Genomic DNA, 19,850 nt, shown 5'->3' with positions numbered 1-19,850 from the left:
ATGAGCGCGCTACAGCGGCTGTTTGACGGGCGCCTGCCACGCCTGGTGATGTTTGACCTGGATGGCACTCTGGTGGATTCAGTTCCCGACCTGGCGGCCGCTGTCGACAGCATGTTGCTTGCCCTTGGCCGTCCTGCCGCCGGAGTGGAGCGGGTTCGCGAGTGGGTCGGCAACGGCGCCCGGGTGCTGGTGCGCCGTGCCCTGGCCGGGGATATCGATCATTCCGCAGTACATGACAGCGACGCCGAGCGCGGTCTGGCGCTGTTCATGGACGCCTATGCTGAAAGCCACGCCCTGACCACCGTCTACCCGGGTGTGGCGGAAACCCTGAAATGGCTGAAGAAAAAGGGCGTGGAGCTGGCGCTGATCACTAACAAGCCGGAACGCTTCGTCGCCCCCCTGCTGGACGAGATGAAGCTTGGGCGCTATTTCCCGCTGATCATCGCTGGCGACACCCTGCCGCAGCAAAAGCCCGACCCGGCCGCGCTGTTGCATGTGATGCACATGACCGGGGTCAGTCGCACCGATGCGCTGTTCGTCGGTGACTCGCGCAACGATGTGCTTGCAGCCAAGGCCGCCGGGGTGCAATGCGTGGCGCTGAGCTACGGTTACAACCACGGCCGCCCCATTAGCGAGGAAGAACCGGCCCTGGTGGTGGATGACCTGCGCGAGCTGTTGCCTGGCGGTTGCGCCGCCCACGGTGCTGCGCTAATGTCGCCGGACTCCTCCGACAATCCGCCTCAACGAGATAGAAACGTGGTGGTTCACTGCAAGCATCGGCTCGAACGAGCCGGAATGAAGATCATCAAGGCCGTCGCCCGCTGGCGCTGGCGCGCCTGAATTCATTCTGGCCGGATGCTCCGGCGCGCTTGCACACCGACGTTCTAATCTCCAGGAGTCCTCAACGGGCTCCTTGCCCACGAGGCTGATCATGACCCGCGAAGAATTCCTGCGTTTGGCCGCCGAAGGCTACAACCGCATTCCGCTTGCGTTCGAAACCCTGGCGGATTTCGACACCCCCCTGTCCCTCTACCTGAAGCTTGCCGACACGCCGTACTCCTATCTGCTGGAGTCCGTGCAGGGCGGCGAGAAGTGGGGGCGGTACTCCATCATCGGCCTGCAGAGCCGCACTGTGCTGCGCGCCCACGGCCTGAAGGTCAGCGTCAGCGTCGACGATGTCGAGGTGGAGTCCCACGATTGCGAAGACCCGCTGGCCTTCGTCGAAGACTTCAAGGAGCGCTACCAGGTGGCGCCCATCGCCGGCTTGCCACGCTTCAACGGCGGTCTGGTGGGTTACTTCGGCTATGACTGCGTGCGCTACGTCGAGAAGCGCCTGGCCAACTGCCCGAACCCCGATCCGTTGGGCACCCCGGATATCCTGCTGATGGTCTCGGACGCGGTGATCGTGTTCGACAACCTGGCCGGCAAGCTGCACGCCATCGTCCTGGTCGACCCGACCCAGCCCGAGGCCTACGAGAAAGGGCAGGCGCGGCTGATCGAACTGCGTCAGAAGCTGCGCCAGCCCGTGGTGCCGCGCCTGGGGGTGGACCCCAGCCTGCCGGTTGGGGGCGAGCCGGAGTTCCGCTCCAGCTTCACCCGTGAGGACTACGAGCAGGCGGTGCGTGAGATCAAGGAGTACATCCTGGCCGGCGACTGCATGCAGGTGGTGATTTCCCAGCGCATGTCGATTCCCTTCCAGGCCGCTCCCATTGACCTGTACCGCGCCCTGCGTTGCTTCAACCCCACTCCCTACATGTACTTCTTCAACTTCGGTGACTTTCACGTGGTGGGCAGCTCGCCGGAAGTGCTGGTGCGCGTCGAGGATGGCCTGGTCACCGTGCGCCCGATTGCCGGTACCCGCCCGCGTGGCGCGACCGAGGAAGCGGACCGCGCCCTGGAAGAAGACCTGCTCTCCGACGCCAAGGAGCTGGCGGAGCACCTGATGCTCATCGATCTCGGCCGCAATGACGTCGGCCGCGTCGCTAGCACGGGCAGCGTCAAGGTCACCGAGAAGATGGTGATCGAGCGCTACTCCAACGTGATGCACATCGTTTCCAACGTCACCGGCCAGCTCAAGGAAGGTATCTCCGCAATGGAAGCGCTGCGCGCCATCCTGCCGGCCGGCACGCTCTCTGGTGCGCCGAAGATCCGCGCCATGGAGATCATCGACGACCTCGAACCGGTCAAGCGTGGCGTCTACGGCGGTGCCGTGGGCTACCTGGCCTGGAACGGCAACATGGACACGGCCATCGCCATCCGTACCGCGGTCATCAAGGACGGCGAACTTCACGTACAGGCTGGCGCCGGCATCGTCGCCGACTCGGTCCCAGCCCTGGAATGGGAAGAGACGCTGAACAAGCGCCGGGCCATGTTCCGGGCCGTGACTCTCGCCGAACAGACCGCCAAGACCGACGCGTGAGGATTGAACCATGCTGCTGATGATCGACAACTACGATTCCTTTACCTACAACGTGGTGCAGTACCTCGGCGAGCTGGGCTCGGACGTCCATGTGATCCGCAACGACGAGCTATCCATCGCCGAGATCGAGGCGCTGAACCCGGAACGCATCGTGGTATCCCCCGGCCCCTGCACGCCCAACGAAGCGGGCGTGTCGCTGGAGGTGATCCGCCATTTCGCCGGCAAGCTGCCGATCCTCGGTGTCTGTCTCGGCCACCAGAGCATCGGCCAGGCCTTCGGCGGTGACGTCGTGCGTGCGCGCCAGGCCATGCACGGCAAGACGAGCCCGGTATTCCACAAGGACCAGGGCGTGTTCGAAGGCCTGAACCACCCACTGACCGTCACCCGCTATCACTCCCTTGTGGTGAAGCTGGAAACCCTGCCCGACGAGCTGGAAGTCACCGCCTGGACCCAGCACGCCGACGGTTCGATGGACGAAATCATGGGGTTGCGTCACAAGACGCTGAACATCGAGGGTGTGCAGTTCCATCCGGAGTCCATCCTTACCGAACAGGGCCATGAACTGCTGGCCAACTTCCTCAAGCAAACCGGTGGAGTGCGCTGATGGACATCAAGGAAGCCCTGAACCGGGTGGTCAACCAACTGGACCTGACCACCGAAGAAATGCAGGACGTGATGCGCCTGATCATGACGGGCCAGTGCACCGATGCACAGATCGGCGCCTTCCTCATGGGCATGCGCATGAAGAGCGAGACGATCGAAGAGATCGTCGGTGCCGTTTCGGTCATGCGTGAGCTGGCGACTCGTGTCGAGCTTTCCAGCCTCAAGCATGTGGTGGACGTGGTCGGTACCGGTGGTGATGGCGCCAACATCTTCAACGTTTCTTCCGCCGCCACCTTCGTGGTCGCAGCGGCAGGCGGCAAAGTGGCCAAGCATGGCAACCGCGCGGTGTCCGGCAAGACCGGCAGTGCCGACGTACTGGAAGCCGCCGGCATCTACCTGGACCTCAAGCCGGAGCAGGTGGCGCGCTGCATCGAGAGCATCGGTGTCGGCTTCATGTTCGCCCAAGTGCATCACAAGGCCATGAAGTATGCTGCCAGCCCGCGTCGCGAACTGGGTCTGCGCACCCTGTTCAACATGCTCGGCCCGCTTACGAATCCGGCCGGGGTGAAGCACCAGGTGGTCGGCGTATTCAGCCAGGCGCTGTGTCGTCCGCTGGCCGAGGTGCTCAAGCGCCTGGGCAGTGAGCACATCCTGGTGGTCCACTCCCGTGATGGCCTGGACGAAGTGAGCCTCGCCGCGCCGACCCATGTCGCCGAACTGAAAAACGGTGAGGTGACCGAGTACCACATCCAGCCCGAGGACTTCGGCATCAAGAGCCAAAGCCTGATCGGCCTGACCGTCGGCAGTCCGCAGGAGTCGCTGGAGCTGATCCGCGACGCCCTCGGCAGGCGCAAGACGGAAAACGGCCAGAAGGCCGCCGACATGATCGTCCTGAACGCCGGCGCGGCGCTCTATGCTGCCGACCTGGCGTCCAGCCTGAAAGAAGGTGTGCGCCTGGCGCAGGACGCTCTGCACACTGGTCTGGCCCGCGAAAAGCTGGACGAGCTGGCCTCCTTTACCGCGGTGTTCCGAGTGGAGAATGAAGCGTGAGCATCCCAACCGTTCTTGAGAAGATCCTGGTGCGCAAGGCCGAGGAAGTGGCTGATCGCCGTGCCCGAGTCTCACTGGCCGAAGTCGAAGCATTGGCCCGCGCCGCCGACGCCCCTCGTGGTTTCGCCCGGGCGCTGCTGGAGCGTGTCGAGCGCCACGAGCCAGCAGTAATCGCCGAAGTGAAGAAGGCCTCCCCGAGCAAAGGCGTGCTGCGCGAGAACTTCATTCCGGCGCAGATTGCCAAAAGCTACGAAGCCGGCGGTGCAGCCTGCCTGTCGGTGCTGACTGATGTGGACTTCTTCCAGGGCGCCGATGCTTACCTGCAGGAAGCGCGTGCGGCCTGCTCGTTGCCGGTGATCCGCAAAGACTTCCTGATCGATCCGTACCAGGTGGTTGAAGCCCGCGCGCTCGGTGCTGACTGCATCCTGCTGATTGTCTCCGCGCTGGAAGATACGCGGATGAAGGAGCTGGCGGCCACCGCCAAGGACGTCGGCCTCGATGTGCTGGTGGAAGTGCATGACGGCGAGGAACTGGATCGTGCGCTGAACTGCTTGGATACCCCGCTAGTGGGTATCAATAACCGTAACTTGCACACCTTCGAAGTCAGCCTGGAAAACACCCTCGACCTGCTGCCGCGCATTCCGCGTGACCGCCTGGTGGTAACCGAGAGCGGTATTCTCAATCGTGCCGATGTGGAGCTGATGGAAGTCAGCGGCGTGTATGCCTTCCTGGTGGGCGAAGCCTTTATGCGCGCCGAAGAACCGGGCACCGAACTGAGCCGCCTGTTCTTCCCCGAGCGTAATCGCGTGGTTGCGGGCATCGATCCGGACTGAGCAAGGCCTTTGTTTCAGGCATGAAAAAGCCGGTTTGCGCCGGCTTTTTCGTTTGCGGCTTCAGCGGGTGCCGAAGACCACCATGGTCTTGCCCTTTACATGCACCAGGCCCTGTTCCTCCAGGCTCTTGAGCACGCGGCCGACCATTTCGCGGGAGCAGCCGACGATACGGCCGATTTCTTGGCGGGTGATCTTGATCTGCATGCCGTCCGGGTGAGTCATGGCGTCCGGCTGCTTGCACAGGTCGAGCAGGGTACGTGCTACGCGGCCAGTCACGTCGAGGAAAGCCAGGTCGCCTACCTTGCGCGTGGTGTTGCGCAGGCGGTCGGCCATCTGGCTGCCCAGGGCGTAGAGGATTTCCGGATCCTGCTGAGTGAGCTCGCGGAACTTGGCGTAGCTCAGTTCGGCTACTTCGCACTCGGTCTTGGCGCGGACCCAGGCGCTGCGCTCTTTCTCCGCGCCTTCCTTTTCGAACAGGCCCATCTCACCGAAGAAGTCACCGGCGTTGAGGTAGGCGATGATCATCTCTCGGCCGTCGTCATCCTCGATCAGGATGGTGACGGAGCCCTTGATAATGAAGAAGAGGGTTTCGCAGCGATCGCCCGCATAGATGATGGTGCTCTTGGCCGTGTAACGGCGGCGGTGACAATGCGCGAGAATCTTGTCCAGGCTCTTTATTTTTGGTGTAAGGGTAATTGCGACCATGCCCGAGTCCCGAAATAGAGAAGGTAAGCCTTTGTCCAACAGGCAATTTTCTAATAGTTGTCCGGCCAAGTGTGCCAGTAATCCGGCGCCAGCTTAACAGAGGGCCCCGGTTCGACAACGTGATTTTGCGACGCACCTAACACCTGCTCCGGAACTATTTGCAGCCCGGCATGGAAATCGCGCTGTGATAAGCTACCGCACCTTTTTCCGAGCGGAGTTCCAGGCGATGAAAGCACGCATCCAATGGGCGGGCGAAGCCCTGTTCCTTGGCGAGTCCGGCAGTGGCCACGCGGTCGTGATGGATGGCCCGCCCGAGGCTGGCGGTCGCAACCTAGGCGTGCGTCCCATGGAAATGCTGTTGATCGGACTTGGCGGTTGCACCAACTTCGACGTAGTGAGCATCCTGAAGAAGTCCCGCCAGCCGGTGGAAAGCTGCGAAGCCTTTATGGAAGCCGAGCGCGCCAGCGAGGACCCCAAGGTCTTCACCAAGATCCACGTGCACTTCGTGGTGAAGGGGCGCGGACTCAAGGACGCCCAGGTCAAGCGTGCGGTGGAGCTGTCTGCGGAGAAGTACTGCTCGGCTTCGATCATGCTCGGCCGTGCCGGTGTCGAGATCACCCATGATTACGAAATCGTCGAGCTGGGCTGAGCCCTGCCTCGATGGATGGCCGGATAACGACATCCGGCCATCATAATTGCGCGGCAAACTCTGGCAGACGGCGCCCGTCGTCTGCATAATTCGCCCCCTCCTAATTTCCGGGGCGTCGGGCCCCGAACCTACGACCACAATCGCCAACGCGAAGAGGTGTAAACCGTCCTACGCAGAAGTGTCGTGCGCTTCTGACGGGCATGCTCAACCACGCGGCAGAGCCGCATATGCACAGAGAGCTCTCAACGGTGAAAAGCAAACTCAAGCTCCACGGGTTCAACAACCTGACAAAGACCTTGAGCTTCAACATCTATGACATCTGCTACGCGGAGACCCCCGAGGATCAGCAGGCCTACGTCCAGTACATCGACGAAGAGTACGACGCCGAGCGCCTGACCCAGATTCTCACCGACGTGGTGGACATCATCGGTGCCAACATCCTCAACATTGCCCGCCAGGACTATGATCCCCAGGGCGCGAGCGTGACCATCCTGATCTCCGAGCAGCCGGTGACCCCAACCGACAGCCAGATCGAGGAATCTCCGGGCCCGCTGCCGGAGACCATCCTGGCGCACCTCGATAAAAGCCACATCACCGTTCACACCTATCCGGAGATCCATCCGGTATCGGGTATCGCCACCTTCCGGGTGGACATCGATGTTTCCACCTGCGGCGTGATTTCCCCGCTGAAGGCGCTCAATTACCTGATCCACCAGTTCGACTCGGACATCGTCACCGTCGACTATCGCGTGCGCGGTTTCACCCGTGATGTGGAAGGTAAGAAGCACTTCATCGACCATGAGATCAACTCGATCCAGAACTACCTCTCCGACGACACCCAGGACGCCTATCAGATGACGGACGTCAACGTGTACCAGGAGAACATGTTCCACACCAAGATGCTGCTCAAGAACTTTGAACTGGACAATTACCTGTTTGGCGATGCCACTAGCAATCTGACAGCAGAGCAGCGCAAGGAAGTCGAAGAGCGTGTGCGTCACGAGATGCTGGAAATCTTCTACGCGCGGAACATGCCTCATTGAGGACGTTTCCCGGTAGAAACGAAAAAGGGCGCTGATGGCGCCCTTTTTCATGTGCGGTGTTCAGACCCGGTAGGTGCTCTTGGTCATGACCTTCGACAGCAGCGTCATGCCGAACTTCACCGGGGCGGGGAAGCGCAGGCCGCCAGCTTCCAGGGCGCTGGTGGCGTGTTGCTCTTCGTCGGTACGCATCTGCTCAAGGATGGCGCGGGACTTGGCGTCTTCGGCGGGCAGTTGCTCCAGATGCTCGTCGAGGTGCTTGCACACCTGCTCTTCGGTCGCAGCAACGAAGCCCAGGCTCACTCGGTCGCTGATCAGGCCGGCTACGGCGCCGACGCCTAACGACAAGCCATAGAAGATCGGATTGAGGACACTCGGGCGACTGCCCAGCTCGCGGATGCGCTGTTCGCACCAGGCCAGGTGGTCGACCTCTTCCTCGGCGGCGTGCTCCATGGCATCGCGCACTTCCGGCAGCTTCGCGGTCAGCGCCTGCCCCTGGTAAAGCGCCTGGGCGCAGACTTCGCCGGTGTGGTTGATACGCATCAGCCCGGCGATGTGGCGGGCGTCTTCGGCCTTGAGTTCGGCATCGGGTTGGCCATCGGCCGGAGAGGGGCGGAATGGCTGACCGGTAAATGGCAGCAGGGTGCGCAGCGCGGCATCGGCCTGCAGCAACAGGCGGTCGGCGGGTGAGTAGGAACGTTCGCTGGTCATGCGGCACCTCCGTAGGACGTCGGCAGGCATTCTACCGCAAGGGGATGACCAAGGTTTGACCGGTGTCAGACGGTGGTCGGTGGGCGGGAGGGCTTCCCGCCCTTGGGACGATGCTGGATCAGCCCGGCGGCCAGTGCATCTGGCGCTGGCCGAGCACGTGCATGTGGATGTGGTAGACGGTCTGGCCACCCTGTACGTTGCAGTTCATCACCACGCGGAAGCCTTCGTCGCAGCCTTGCTCCATCGCCAGGCGCTGGGCGGTGTAGGCGATATGGCCTACCAGCGCCTTGTCGTCCTCGGTGAGGTCGGTGAGCGCGGGCACGTGCTTCTTCGGGATCACCAGGAAGTGCACGGGAGCCTGCGGCGCGATGTCGTGGAAGGCGACGACCTGGTCGTCCTCATAGAGCTTGCGCGCGGGAATTTCCCCGGCGGCGATTTTGCAGAACAGACAGTCCACGGGAATTCTCCGGCCTGTTATAAGAATGCCCGAGTTTAGCGGCGACTGATTTCCCCGGCCAGCATCGGCCGATGCCCACAAGGAGCCTCTGTGAAGAACGATATCCACGACCTCGGCCTGGTGCTGGACTCGCGGGTCAAGCTGGTCCTGATCGAGTCCTGGGATGAGCGCCGGGTACTTGAAACCCTCACTAGCCTGGCCGTCAAACGCGGTCTCGGACTCTTCACCTGGGCGGTCAGCGAAGGATTGCAGCGTCTGGGTTTCGGTGGTGAGAGCATGGGCGAAGGTGACAGTCGCGAGCCGGAAACGGCGCTCAAGTTGATCAAGGCCGATCCGCAACCAAACCTGTATGTGATGTGCGATCTGCATCCCTTTCTGAGCGACAACCCTAAGGTGGTAAGGCTGCTCAAGGAAGTGGCCATGGCCGAGGGCACCCACAAGCCTACCTTGGTGCTGGTGTCCCATGCGCTCAAGCTGCCGCCGGAAGTGCAGCGCTACGCGGCGCGCTTTGATCTGGCACTACCCAATGAGGAGGAGCTGCTGAGCATCGTCCGCGAAGAGGCGTCGCGCTGGAGCGAGCGCAATCGTGGTGCGAGGGTTCGTACCGACAACCGCACCTTGCAACAGGTGGTGAAGAATCTGCGTGGCATGAGTCATGGCGAAGCCCGGGCCCTTGCGCGCAATGTGATCTGTGACGACGGTGCCATTACCCAGGAAGACCTTCCGGATCTGAACAAGGCGAAGTTCCAACTGTTGGATCTGGAGGGCGTGCTCAGTTTCGAGTACGAGACGGCTCGTTTTGCCGAGGTGGGGGGGCTGGCCAACCTCAAGCGTTGGCTGGCCGAGCGTCAGTCCGCGTTGCTGGATGAAAAAGGTCTGGACCGACCCAAGGGGGTATTGCTGGTCGGTGTGCAGGGTGGAGGCAAGAGCCTCGCGGCCAAGGCAGTAGCCGGTCTTTGGGGGTTGCCGCTGCTGCGCCTGGACTTCGCTTGCCTGTACAACAAGTTCTTTGGCGAAACTGAGCGCAACCTGCGCGAAGCGCTGAAGCTGGCGGAGCAGATGGCCCCTTGCGTGCTTTGGATGGATGAGGTGGAGAAGGGCCTGGCGAGCGGCGACCATGATGGCGGTGTCAGCCAGCGCGTCCTGGGGACCTTGCTGACCTGGATGGCCGAGCGCAAGGCACCGGTGTTCATGGTGGCGACTGCCAATGCCATCGACCGGCTACCGCCAGAACTGCTCCGCAAGGGACGCTTTGACGAGCTGTTCTTCGTCGATCTGCCGCAGCCTGAAGTTCGTGCCGAAATCTTCCGCATCCACCTCGGCCGCCGCGAGTTGGACCCGGCGCAGTTCGACCTGCATCAACTGGTGGGTGCCAGTGATGGTTTCTCCGGCTCTGAGATCGAACAGGCGGTGGTAGGCATGCTCTACGCTGCCCAGGCCCAGCAATGCCCGGCCGACCAGGCTCTGCTGCTGCGTGAGGTCAAGGGTACCGCGCCATTGTCGGTGCTGATGGCCGAGCAACTGGCAAACTTGCGGGCATGGGCGAACGGGCGTTGCGTGAAAGCCGACTGAGGCCCCTCAGGGCTGGGCGAAACGGCGAATGACCCGGCCCAGCAGGCGGCGTACCAACCAGCGCGGGGCCAGTTTGGGGAGCAGGGTGGCCAGCCGGTTGCGCCAGCCGGGGATAATGATGGCGCGGTTCTTTTCCAGGGCGCGTACGGCGATCAGCGCCACTTCCTCAGGGCTCATCATCAGCTTGCTGCCTTCCAGGCTGTCGACTTGCAGATGGGCGCCGCGGAAGAAGGCGGTGCGGGTTGGGCCGGGGCACAGCACAGAGACATTCACGCCGCGAGGGCGCAGTTCTTCTCGCAGGCCTTCGGAGAGGTTCAATACGTAGGCCTTGCTGGCGTAGTAATTGCTCATCCAGGGGCCGGGCTGGAAGCCCGCCACCGAGGCGACGTTGAGAATCTGCCCGCCTCCCTGGCGTGCCATCAGGCCGCCAATGCCATGGCAGAGCCGGGCCAGGGCGAGGATGTTCAACTCGATCAACTCCTGCTCGCGGCCCCAGTCCTGGTCGACGAAGGCGCCGGAGGCCCCGATGCCTGCGTTGTTCACCAGCAGGTCGATTTCCCGCTCACCCTGTTCCAGGTCCATCAGCAGGCCGGACACCTGCAAGGGTTCGGCGAGGTCGCAGTAGCGGAACAGCACCTCCACGCCGAAGCGCTGGGTCAACTCGCAGGCGATGCTCTCCAGCACGTCCCGCTGTCGGGCCACCAGCAACAGGTGGCGCCCCCGTCTCGCCAGGGCCTCGGCCAGGGCCAGGCCAATACCGCTGGAGGCGCCGGTGATCAAGGCATAACGGGGCATCTGGAGGTTCTCCGTAACGGGGCCGGGTTGGACAACGCCGGCCCCGGGAGGTTGCTTACTCGGCGGACTCGCCTTCGAGCGGGGGCACTTCGGCCGGTTGCTCGAAGCTGGCGGCAGCGTCCATTTGGGCGCGCATCAGGTAGTCCTGATAGGCCGGTATCGAAATGGCGGCGACTATACCGATTACCGGCACCAGAATGATCAGCCAGGCCAGCACTTTTACTGCACGACTGTTTGGCGGCGGTGGCGGGCCGTAGCGGTTCGGGCCGTCAGTGCCGGGCACGAAGAGCATTAGAAGCGCGAAAACGCTGCCGACGACGGGGACGAAGTTCAACAGCCAGAGCCACCCGGACCAGCCGATGTCGTGCAGGCGCTGTACGCCGATGCAGACACTGACCACAACTAGCGCCAGACTCGCGACCAGAGTCAGCAGACCGGCGAGAGTCTCGGAAAGCACAAAGCTGCCCAGGATGACACCGCCGATCGGCAGGAAGGCAAGCATCAATGCCATGCTCCAGCCGAGGTAGCGCACCCGGCCGATGCGGCCATTGGTGCCGAACACCTTCAACTCGCCGAACTCCGGCAATTGCTCGCCGACCTGGGCCTGGGGCGGAGCGTAGGGCGATGCGGGTTCGCTGCTGGTGATTGAGGCCTTCACCAGGGCGGCTTCTTCGGACAGTTGCGTCTGGCGGGCCAGGTACTTGTCGATGATGATCCCGCAGGCCCGGCACTCAGCCGATTTCGGTTGTTCATGGCCGCATTTCGGGCAGTTCATGCTGTCGTTTGCCGGGGCGGCTTCGGCCGCAGGGGGGCTGGGCTCCGGGTGATTATCCGTGGCCGCCAGGCTCAGGCCTGCTGCCAGGTCGTGCTCCTTGCGCACTTTGGCTCCGGCGCGTTGCAGCGCAGCGAGGTACTTGTCCGCCTCGGCTTCCACCAGGTCGCGCTTGAGGGCGACACTGCGGCCCCCGAACAGGCTGTCGATCTTGCTGGTATCGCTCTTGAACAGGCGGGCGAGGTTTTCCTTGACGGTGTCCAGCGCCACACCGGGCATGGGTTCTCCGTCGAAGACGATCTTGTAGCGGGCTTCGGTCATGCGAGCATCCTTGTCAGCGACAGAAAAGATGATGGCACAGCGTAATTGCGCTCTGGCCCGCGGCACAAGCGGGCTGGCGCACAAAAAACAGGGTTCAGGCGAGGTCGAGCGGGCTCCAGCGTCCGACCAGGCTTCCGCGGCGCAGCAGGCGCAGATCAGCGAAATCGCCTAGGGTGCCTTCAGAGTGCGTCGGGCGCAGGAAGACCCAGTCGTCTACGGCGAGCCCTGTAGAGTGGGAGCCGATCAGGCGCTCCTGATTGGCGCTGCGACCGTAGAGGTTGTCATAGGCGAGTACAGCCGGGGAAACCGGGTTGGCGTGCCAGTTGCCTCCATAGAGGTAATGGGCGCGCTGACGATTGGGATTCCAGCCCTGCAGCAGGCCTTGTGCGCCTTTCAGATAGGGCAGGGCGCCTTGAGTACGGGGGTGGCGGTCTATAGGGCCGGCTGGTGCTCGTGGAGCAGGTCACTGTCGAAAGTAGAAGGCCAGTGCCGCCGCAGCGGGCAAGGGTTTACCCAGCAGGAGGTCAGCCCCGGGGAAAAGCTGTACCAGCTGATTAAGCTGTGGTTGGTGGAATGCCATGAAGCGCGAGCAATTCAAGCGCTGCGCCAGATAGTCGAGCAGTCCGCCGGATGCGAGTGATTTGGCCACCAGTCGCAAAGGACGTGGACCGAGCCTGGTGGTGAGCAAGTCGGCATTGGCGTCCAGGCGGTCAAGGTCGATCATCAGTTGCGGAATCCCTGCCTCATTGAGCCCAGCGTTGACCCAGTTGCCCGGCCTTGTCGCGGGCGGCGCGATACTCCTGGTCAAGACGGGCGATCAACTCGTCCACAGTGGGCAGGTCGCGAATGTTGCCCACCCCCTGGCCGGCTGACCAAACGGTCTTCCAGGCCTTGGCTTCATCGCTGACGGGTTTCAACTTCTCGCCGTAGTTGATATCGCCCTTGTCGGCGAGGCGCTTCAGGTCGTAACCGGCCGCTTCCAGGCTCTGGCGCATGAAGCTCGCAGGTACGCCGGAAACGGCCGGAGTGTGGATGATGTCGGCTGCGCGGGCATCGAGGATCATTTGCTTGTAGCGGGTTTCGGCATCGCTCTGCTGAGTGGCGATGAAGCGGGTGCCGAGGTAGGCCAGGTCGGCACCGAGCATCTGCGCGGCAAAGATTTCGTGGCCGTGGTTGAGGCAGCCCGCGAGGAGCAGGGTCTTGTCGAAGAACTGGCGGATTTCGGCGAGCAACGCAAAGGGGCTCCAGGTGCCGGCGTGGCCGCCGGCGCCCGCCGCTACGGCGATCAGACCGTCCACGCCTGCCTCAGCGGCCTTCTCGGCGTGGCGGCGCGTGGTCACGTCGTGGAAGACGAGGCCGCCGTAGCTGTGCACGGCGTCAACGATTTCCTTCACTGCGCCGAGGCTGGTGATGACAATGGGGACACGCTTGTCGACGCAGATGGCCAAGTCGGCCGAAAGTCTCGGGTTGCTGTGGTGAACGATGAGGTTCACCGCGAAGGGCGCAGCGTCTGCCCTAAGGCCCGCCTCGATCTCATCCAGCCAGGCGCGAAAGCTGCTGCTTTCGCGCTGGTTGAGGGCGGGAAAGCTGCCAACGATACCGTTGTTGCAGCAGGCCAGGACCAGGCTGGGGTTGGACACCAGGAACATTGGTGCGGCCACGACCGGCAAGCGCAGGCGTTGATCAAGCAGGGCAGGCAGGGACATCTGGAGTTCCTCTTGTCAGTTCAGAAGGGCTTGACGACCACCAGAATGACGATGGCGATCAGGAAAAGCACCGGGACTTCGTTGAACCAGCGGTAGAACACGTGGCCCCGGCGATTTTCGCCCCTGGCGAAACGCTTGAGCAGGGAGCCGCAGGCGTGGTGATAGCCGATCAGCAGGATCACCAGAGTGAGCTTGGCGTGCAGCCAGCCCTGGCTCAGCCAGCCCGAGTTGAGATAGAGCATCCAGATTCCCAGGACCAGGGTGGCGATCATCGAGGGGCCCATTATTCCGCGGTAGAGCTTGCGCTCCATGACCTTGAAGCGCTCGCGGCTGGGCTCGTCCTCGGACTGGGCGTGATAGACGAAGAGTCGCGGAAGGTAGAACAGGCCGGCGAACCAGCAGACGACCGCGATGATATGCAGTGCCTTGAGCCACAGATAGAGCATGGGAAGGTTTCCATCGGACAGATGGTCCGGATAGTAGAGGCTTGAGCGGCCGCACGTCACCTCAGCGGTTGGCCCCTGGCCGATGCGGCCTTATCATCGGCAGCTTTCCAATCGGTTCATTGAGGGGCAAGTGATGGTCAAGGTCGGAATCGTCGGCGGCACAGGCTATACCGGTGTCGAATTGCTGCGTCTGCTGGCTCAGCATCCGCAGGCGGAGGTCGCGGTGATCACCTCGCGATCCGAAGCCGGGGTCAAGGTCGCCGACATGTATCCGAACCTGCGCGGTCACTACGACAACCTCGCGTTCAGCGTGCCTGACGCCGCGACCCTGGGAGCGTGCGACGTGGTTTTCTTCGCCACGCCCCATGGCGTAGCGCATGCGTTGGCCGGTGAGTTACTGGCGGCCGGAACCCGGGTCATCGACCTCTCCGCGGACTTCCGCTTGCAAGACGCCGAGGAATGGGCCAAGTGGTACGGCCAGCCCCATGGCGCGCCGGCATTGTTGCCGGAGGCTGTTTACGGCCTGCCGGAAGTGAATCGTGAAGCCATCAAGGGCGCACGCCTGATCGCCGTCCCCGGTTGCTATCCGACTGCGGCCCAGCTCGGTTTCATCCCGCTGCTGGAAGCCGGCCTGGCCGATACGCATCAACTGATCGCTGACTGCAAGTCCGGTGTCAGTGGTGCTGGTCGTGGCGCGAAGGTGGGTTCGCTGTTCTGCGAGGCAGGCGAAAGCATGATGGCCTACTCGGTGAAGGGGCATCGCCATCTGCCGGAAATCAGCCAGGGCCTGCGCCGCGCTGCCGGTGGTCCGGTAGGCCTGACTTTTGTACCGCACCTGACTCCGATGATCCGCGGTATCCACGCCACCCTCTATGCGAACGTCGTGGACAAGAGCGTCGATCTACAGTCGCTGTTCGAGAAACGCTACGCCAACGAACCCTTCGTCGATGTGATGCCAGCCGGCAGCCATCCGGAAACCCGCAGTGTGCGCGGTGCAAACGTATGCCGCATCGCGGTTCACCGTCCCCAGGGCGGCGACTTGGTGGTGGTGCTCTCGGTGATCGACAACCTGGTGAAGGGCGCGTCCGGTCAGGCGGTACAGAACCTGAACATCATGTTCGGTCTTGATGAGCGCCTTGGCCTTTCCCACGCTGCTCTGCTGCCGTGATGTCAGGCGGCGCCGGAGGTTCGTGTGCTGGCGTCGCACGTCGAACCATTGGCAGGGTCGAATCGCTTAATAGTTGACCAGTTTTCTAGGGTAAGCGGATAATGCCTCGCCTTAGCGCAGTATGGCGGCGTCAAGCCGGGAGAGTTGCAGCATGAGCGTCGAAACCTTCACCCCTTCAGCCCTGATGTTCACCGAGGGCGCAGCCAGCAAGGTGAAGAACCTGATCGATGAAGAGGGCAACCCGCGCCTGAAGCTTCGTGTCTTCGTGACCGGCGGCGGCTGCTCGGGATTCCAGTACGGCTTCACCTTCGATGAGGACGTGGCGGACGACGACACCATCGTCGAGCGCGACGGCGTCAGCCTGGTGGTCGACCCGATGAGCTTCCAGTACCTGGCAGGTGCCGAGGTGGATTACCAGGAAGGTCTCGAAGGGTCGCGTTTCGTGATCAAGAACCCGAATGCCACCACCACCTGTGGCTGTGGGTCTTCGTTCTCGATCTGATTTTCAGCTCGTCAAGCAAACGCCGTGCATATGCACGGCGTTTTAGTTTCTGCTGACTTCGTTCAGGCGGGGTAAATGGCGCCGAGGATGCGCAGGCCACGGGCGCCGGTGACGCTGGGGCGGTTGGTGGGAATACCTTCCAGACAGCAGTGGGCCAGCCAGGCAAACGCCATGGCCTCGACCCAGTCCGGGTCCACGCCAAATTCGGCAGTGCTGCACACGCGAGTGCCAGGCAAAAGGGCGGCGAGACGCTGCATCAGCTGTTGATTGTGGACGCCGCCGCCGCAGACCAGCAGGTCGTCAGTCTTCGACTGCGCGGCGCGGAGGGCTTCCGTGATGCTGCGGGCAGTGAGCTCCAGCAAGGAGGCTTGTACATCTTCGGGCTTGAAGAGCGGCAGGCGCGCCAGCCGTGATTGCAGCCAACCGAGGTTGAATAGCTCGCGGCCAGTGCTCTTCGGTCCTTGGGTGGCGAAGAAGGTATCACCGTACAGGGTATCCAGCAGCCGCTGCTGCAGGGTACCGCTGGCGGCCCAGTCACCATTTCGGTCATAGCTCTCGCCGCGCTGAAGATGAATCCAGGCGTCCAGCAGGACGTTGCCAGGACCACAGTCGAATCCATGCACCGCTTTGCCCGGCTCGATCAGGCTCAGATTGCTGAAACCGCCGACATTGAGCACGGCACGAAAGCTGTTGGCGTCGCCGAACAACGACTCATGGAAAGCGGGTACGAGAGGCGCGCCCTGTCCACCAGCAGCGACGTCGCGCCGGCGGAAATCGCCAACCACGGTGATGCCGGTGAGCTCAGCAAGCAGGGCGGGATTGCCGATCTGGATGGTGAAACCACGCGCGGGTTCGTGGCGCACGGTCTGTCCGTGGCTGCCGATGGCGCGAATATCCCTGGCGCCCAGGTTGTTACGAACCAGCAGAGCGTTGATACCCGCGGCGGCCAGCTCGACCCAACCGTTCTCCGCCAGTGCAGCTCGGGCGAGTTCGTCAGGGCCGGAGGCGCAGAGCGCCAGCAGCTCGCTACGTAGCGGGCCTGGCATAGGGATGTAGTGGGTGTCGAGGAGGGTGATCCGATCGGTCTGTTCGACCAAAGCAATGTCCAGGCCATCAAGGCTGGTCCCGGACATCACCCCCAGATAGCGCTGCATGCGGTCAGCGCTTGTTCAAGGCCAGCATGCTGGCCTTTTCCCGATCCATGCGTGCCATCAGCGGTTGGCTCATCTGCAGGAAGCGCTTCTTCTCGCTGGCGATCAGCGGATCAGCCATCGGCAGTTTCACGCCAAGCGGGTCGACATGCACACCGTTGACCTGGAACTCGTAGTGCAGGTGCGGACCGGTAGAAAGGCCGGTAGTACCCACATAACCAATGATCTGGCCCTGCTTCACGCTGCCGCCGGTACGAATACCCTTGGCAAAACCGTGCATGTGGCCGTACAGCGTCTTGTACTTGCTGCCGTGCTGGATGATCACTGCGTTGCCGTAACCACCACGGCGGCCTGCCAGGACGATCTTGCCGTCGCCGGTGGCCTTGATCGGAGTGCCGCGGGGAGCAGCGTAATCCACGCCTTTGTGAGCGCGAATCTTGTTCAGGACTGGGTGGCGGCGACCGTTGGAAAAGCGCGAGCTGATGCGGGCGAAGTCCACTGGCGTGCGGATGAAGGCCTTTCGCATCGCCGTTCCGTCGCCGCGCAAGTAACTGGCAGTGCCTTGCTTGTCGACATAGCGGACCGCTGAGAAGGCTTTGCCGCGGTTGATAAAGCGTGCGGCGAGGATTTCCCCGCTACCTACTTTCTTGCCTTCAACCACCTTTTCTTCGTAGATCATCTCGAACTCGTCGCCTTCACGGATGTCGAGGGCAAAATCGATGTCGTAGCCGAAGATATTGGCAAGATCCATGGCCAGATCGTGGGAAAGGCCGGCGCGTTTAGCGGACAGGAACAGCGAGCTGTCGATCACGCCGCGGGCGTACGCTGAGCGCAGCTCCGGCTTGATCACATCACGCTTGAAGGCGTATCCCTTGGGGGTCTTTTCCAGGTGAACGCTCTCAAGACCGCTCACCTTGATGCTGATCTTTTCGAGCTCTCCGCTGGGAGTGAGCTTGAATTCGAAGTTCTGGCCAACCTTCAGGCGGCTGAGTTGCTTGGCGTCCTTGCTACTGCTCAGGACGTCGTGCAGGACATTGGCGGACAGACCGACCTTGGCGAACACCGTAGACAAAGTATCGCCGTTGCCCACGGTCACGGCCTTGAGGCTGGGATCGACAGGCTTCTGAGTAGCAACGAGGTCGATAGCTTCTTCTTTCTTCTTATCCGCGTCTTTTCCGGCGCTGTTCTGGTTGTCGGCTGGGTTCTCGATCTTGGTGAATGGCGAGAAACCCTCATCCCCGGTGATGGAACCTGGTCGGAGGTCGTCCTTCTCCTGGATTACCATCTCCGAGCTGTTCTCCAGCTCCAGGTTGATGTAGGTCTTCTTCGCCTCGACTTCGCGAGACGGGAACACCAGCAGGGCCAAGCTGAGCAGCGCAGCCACACCGCTAGCAGCCAGCAGGTGGCTCTTCGGATAGGGCGGCGCTTTGGGTACTGAATGCGTCATGGCGTGTGGTGTTGTTTTGGAATATGAACTAACTGCCTAAAATATAATCAAAATCCGCCCTAGGCAACCTTGGAGTGCAGCCTTCCGCTGACTGGTACGGGGCTGGGCTCAAAACTTGTAATTAGTTCGCGATCTTGTATGGTTGGTTCCCCTTTTGTCCATCCAACGGTCTACGAGTCCTGTCATGAAGTCGGTTGAAGAGCAGCTGGCGCTGATCAAGCGCGGTGCGGAAGAGGTTCTGGTCGAGTCCGAGCTGGTCGAAAAGCTCAAGCGTGGCCAGCCGCTGCGTATCAAGGCAGGATTCGATCCGACCGCCCCCGATCTTCACCTGGGGCACACCGTTCTTATTAATAAGCTGCGCCAGTTTCAGGAGCTGGGGCATCAGGTGATCTTCCTGATCGGTGACTTCACCGGGATGATCGGCGACCCCAGCGGCAAAAGCGCTACTCGCCCGCCGCTGACTCGTGAGCAGGTTCTGGAGAATGCTGAGACCTACAAGGCTCAAGTGTTCAAGATTCTTGATCCGGCCAAGACCGAAGTAGCGTTCAACTCGACCTGGATGGACCAGTTGACTCCTGCGGACTTTATTCGCCTGGCGTCCCAGTACACCGTCGCCCGCATGCTCGAGCGCGATGATTTCAGCAAGCGCTACGGCACCAATCAGCCTATTGCCATCCATGAGTTCCTCTATCCGCTGGTGCAGGGGTACGACTCCGTAGCGCTGCGCGCGGATGTCGAGTTGGGTGGTACTGATCAGAAGTTCAACTTGCTGATGGGGCGTGAGCTGCAGCGGGCCTACGGGCAGGAGTCCCAGTGCATCCTGACCATGCCATTGCTGGAAGGTCTTGATGGCGTGAAGAAGATGTCCAAGTCTTTGGGTAACTATGTGGGTATCCAAGAGGCGCCGGGTGTCATGTACAACAAGCTGGTCTCCATCCCGGATCAATTGATGTGGCGTTACTTCGAACTCCTTAGCTTCCGCTCCATGGGGGAAATCGAGCAGTTTAAGTGTGACGTTGTGGCGGGTGCCAATCCTCGCGACATCAAGATCAAGCTGGCTGAGGAGATCGTGGCTCGTTTCCATGGCGAGGAAGCTGCGGCCACCGCTCACCGCTCCGCCGGCAATCGCATGAAGGAGGGCGAACTGCCGATGGACCTTCCGGAGGTTCAGCTGTTCTCCGCCGAAGACATGCCGATCGCGTCCGTCCTTAATAAGGCAGGCCTGGTTAAGAATGCCGCGGTCGCCCGTGACCTTCTTGGTTCTGGCGGCGTGCGTGTGGACGGTCAGGTTGTGGATCGTGCATTTATCTTTAGGCTGGGTGCAGCTCATGTGCTGCAGGCCGGCAAGAAGGCATTTGCTCGCGTATCCCTGGCTGTCGAGTAAAACTTTTCAATTAAGTGTTGACGGCAGAATCTGCATCCCTATAATGCGCACCTCTTCCGGCGCAGTCGCCAAGCAAAACTCCTTGTAGATCAATGGGTTAAGTGGTTGGTGAAGGTGTC

Annotated in this window: 21 protein-coding genes; 11 read left to right on the top strand and 10 right to left on the bottom strand. The window is 62.0% G+C overall.

The window, feature by feature from the left end:
• The 5 genes from AAHM40_RS06965 to trpC all read left to right on the top strand — a co-directional run bounded on the left by AAHM40_RS06965 (window position 1) and on the right by trpC (window position 4,905).
• Entirely contained in the window at window positions 1-840 is an 840-nt protein-coding gene (locus AAHM40_RS06965; RefSeq protein ID WP_280284008.1) for a phosphoglycolate phosphatase, read from the top strand.
• A 91-nt stretch (window positions 841-931) separates the two neighbouring features.
• Window positions 932-2,419: an anthranilate synthase component I gene (gene trpE, locus AAHM40_RS06960; protein ID WP_342243993.1), complete on the top strand. Its 1,488-nt coding sequence runs from the start codon at window positions 932-934 to the stop codon at window positions 2,417-2,419.
• Between the two features lie 10 nt (window positions 2,420-2,429).
• Window positions 2,430-3,023 (top strand): aminodeoxychorismate/anthranilate synthase component II, encoded by a 594-nt coding sequence (locus AAHM40_RS06955; protein WP_342243992.1) that lies wholly within the window; start codon window positions 2,430-2,432, stop codon window positions 3,021-3,023.
• Window positions 3,023-4,072: an anthranilate phosphoribosyltransferase gene (gene trpD, locus AAHM40_RS06950; protein ID WP_342243991.1), complete on the top strand. Its 1,050-nt coding sequence runs from the start codon at window positions 3,023-3,025 to the stop codon at window positions 4,070-4,072. The genes AAHM40_RS06955 and trpD overlap by 1 nt, the downstream gene beginning before the upstream one ends.
• A complete protein-coding gene (trpC, locus tag AAHM40_RS06945; RefSeq protein ID WP_342243990.1) occupies window positions 4,069-4,905 on the top strand; it encodes an indole-3-glycerol phosphate synthase TrpC in 837 nt (278 codons plus the stop codon). The genes trpD and trpC overlap by 4 nt, the downstream gene beginning before the upstream one ends.
• A 60-nt stretch (window positions 4,906-4,965) precedes the next feature.
• Here trpC and crp read toward each other — a convergent pair whose 3' ends face one another.
• The gene (gene crp / locus AAHM40_RS06940) at window positions 4,966-5,610 is read right to left on the bottom strand and encodes a cAMP-activated global transcriptional regulator CRP (protein ID WP_028631060.1); all 645 of its coding nucleotides are present in this window, start codon (window positions 5,608-5,610) and stop codon (window positions 4,966-4,968) included.
• Window positions 5,611-5,836: 226 nt separating this feature from the next.
• On the opposite strand from crp, the gene AAHM40_RS06935 reads away from it, so the two are divergent.
• Together AAHM40_RS06935 and speD are read left to right on the top strand one after the other, a co-directional pair.
• On the top strand, window positions 5,837-6,259 hold the full coding sequence (locus AAHM40_RS06935; protein WP_028631059.1) for an OsmC family protein: 423 nt from the start codon (window positions 5,837-5,839) through the stop codon (window positions 6,257-6,259).
• A gap of 248 nt (window positions 6,260-6,507) precedes the next feature.
• Complete coding sequence (gene speD / locus AAHM40_RS06930; protein ID WP_280284097.1) at window positions 6,508-7,302, top strand: adenosylmethionine decarboxylase; 795 nt, start codon at window positions 6,508-6,510, stop codon at window positions 7,300-7,302.
• A 60-nt stretch (window positions 7,303-7,362) separates the two neighbouring features.
• Here the strand turns inward: speD and coq7 are convergent, their stop codons facing one another.
• Window positions 7,363-8,010: a 2-polyprenyl-3-methyl-6-methoxy-1,4-benzoquinone monooxygenase gene (gene coq7 / locus AAHM40_RS06925; protein WP_342243989.1), complete on the bottom strand. Its 648-nt coding sequence runs from the start codon at window positions 8,008-8,010 to the stop codon at window positions 7,363-7,365.
• Window positions 8,011-8,128: 118 nt separating this feature from the next.
• The gene (locus tag AAHM40_RS06920) at window positions 8,129-8,467 is read right to left on the bottom strand and encodes a histidine triad nucleotide-binding protein (RefSeq protein ID WP_342243988.1); all 339 of its coding nucleotides are present in this window, start codon (window positions 8,465-8,467) and stop codon (window positions 8,129-8,131) included.
• Window positions 8,468-8,557: 90 nt separating this feature from the next.
• On the opposite strand from AAHM40_RS06920, the gene AAHM40_RS06915 reads away from it, so the two are divergent.
• Window positions 8,558-10,039 carry an AAA family ATPase gene (locus AAHM40_RS06915; protein WP_342243987.1) on the top strand — a complete coding sequence of 494 codons (1,482 nt, stop codon included), beginning with the start codon at window positions 8,558-8,560 and terminating at the stop codon, window positions 10,037-10,039.
• A gap of 6 nt (window positions 10,040-10,045) precedes the next feature.
• On the opposite strand, the gene AAHM40_RS06910 is transcribed toward AAHM40_RS06915, so the two are convergent.
• The 5 genes from AAHM40_RS06910 to hemJ all read right to left on the bottom strand — a co-directional run bounded on the left by AAHM40_RS06910 (window position 10,046) and on the right by hemJ (window position 14,079).
• Window positions 10,046-10,834 carry an SDR family NAD(P)-dependent oxidoreductase gene (locus AAHM40_RS06910; protein ID WP_342243986.1) on the bottom strand — a complete coding sequence of 263 codons (789 nt, stop codon included), beginning with the start codon at window positions 10,832-10,834 and terminating at the stop codon, window positions 10,046-10,048.
• Window positions 10,835-10,889: 55 nt separating this feature from the next.
• Window positions 10,890-11,927 carry a DUF805 domain-containing protein gene (locus tag AAHM40_RS06905; RefSeq protein ID WP_342243985.1) on the bottom strand — a complete coding sequence of 346 codons (1,038 nt, stop codon included), beginning with the start codon at window positions 11,925-11,927 and terminating at the stop codon, window positions 10,890-10,892.
• Window positions 11,928-12,390: 463 nt separating this feature from the next.
• Window positions 12,391-12,651: a hypothetical protein gene (locus AAHM40_RS06900; protein WP_342243984.1), complete on the bottom strand. Its 261-nt coding sequence runs from the start codon at window positions 12,649-12,651 to the stop codon at window positions 12,391-12,393.
• Window positions 12,652-12,670: 19 nt separating this feature from the next.
• Entirely contained in the window at window positions 12,671-13,633 is a 963-nt protein-coding gene (locus tag AAHM40_RS06895; RefSeq protein WP_342243983.1) for an NAD(P)H-dependent flavin oxidoreductase, read from the bottom strand.
• Window positions 13,634-13,653: 20 nt separating this feature from the next.
• Entirely contained in the window at window positions 13,654-14,079 is a 426-nt protein-coding gene (gene hemJ, locus AAHM40_RS06890) for a protoporphyrinogen oxidase HemJ (RefSeq protein WP_342243982.1), read from the bottom strand.
• Window positions 14,080-14,212: 133 nt separating this feature from the next.
• Between hemJ and argC the strand changes: the two genes are divergently transcribed.
• Window positions 14,213-15,247 carry an N-acetyl-gamma-glutamyl-phosphate reductase gene (gene argC, locus AAHM40_RS06885; RefSeq protein WP_342243981.1) on the top strand — a complete coding sequence of 345 codons (1,035 nt, stop codon included), beginning with the start codon at window positions 14,213-14,215 and terminating at the stop codon, window positions 15,245-15,247.
• Between the two features lie 151 nt (window positions 15,248-15,398).
• Entirely contained in the window at window positions 15,399-15,749 is a 351-nt protein-coding gene (gene erpA / locus AAHM40_RS06880; protein WP_028631048.1) for an iron-sulfur cluster insertion protein ErpA, read from the top strand.
• Window positions 15,750-15,811: 62 nt separating this feature from the next.
• Here erpA and AAHM40_RS06875 read toward each other — a convergent pair whose 3' ends face one another.
• A complete protein-coding gene (locus tag AAHM40_RS06875; RefSeq protein WP_342243980.1) occupies window positions 15,812-16,903 on the bottom strand; it encodes an anhydro-N-acetylmuramic acid kinase in 1,092 nt (363 codons plus the stop codon).
• A gap of 4 nt (window positions 16,904-16,907) precedes the next feature.
• Window positions 16,908-18,347 carry a peptidoglycan DD-metalloendopeptidase family protein gene (locus AAHM40_RS06870; protein WP_342243979.1) on the bottom strand — a complete coding sequence of 480 codons (1,440 nt, stop codon included), beginning with the start codon at window positions 18,345-18,347 and terminating at the stop codon, window positions 16,908-16,910.
• Between the two features lie 184 nt (window positions 18,348-18,531).
• Here AAHM40_RS06870 and tyrS point away from each other — a divergent pair, with 184 nt between their 5' ends.
• Window positions 18,532-19,731 carry a tyrosine--tRNA ligase gene (gene tyrS / locus AAHM40_RS06865; RefSeq protein WP_342243978.1) on the top strand — a complete coding sequence of 400 codons (1,200 nt, stop codon included), beginning with the start codon at window positions 18,532-18,534 and terminating at the stop codon, window positions 19,729-19,731.
• The last annotated feature ends 119 nt before the right edge of the window (window positions 19,732-19,850 follow it).

The sequence above is a fragment of the Pseudomonas sp. OTU5201 genome (assembly GCF_038440135.1).
Taxonomy (GTDB): domain Bacteria; phylum Pseudomonadota; class Gammaproteobacteria; order Pseudomonadales; family Pseudomonadaceae; genus Metapseudomonas; species Metapseudomonas resinovorans.
The sequence above is the reverse complement of the archived record's forward strand: the minus strand, read 5'-3'. Positions and strand labels throughout refer to the sequence as shown.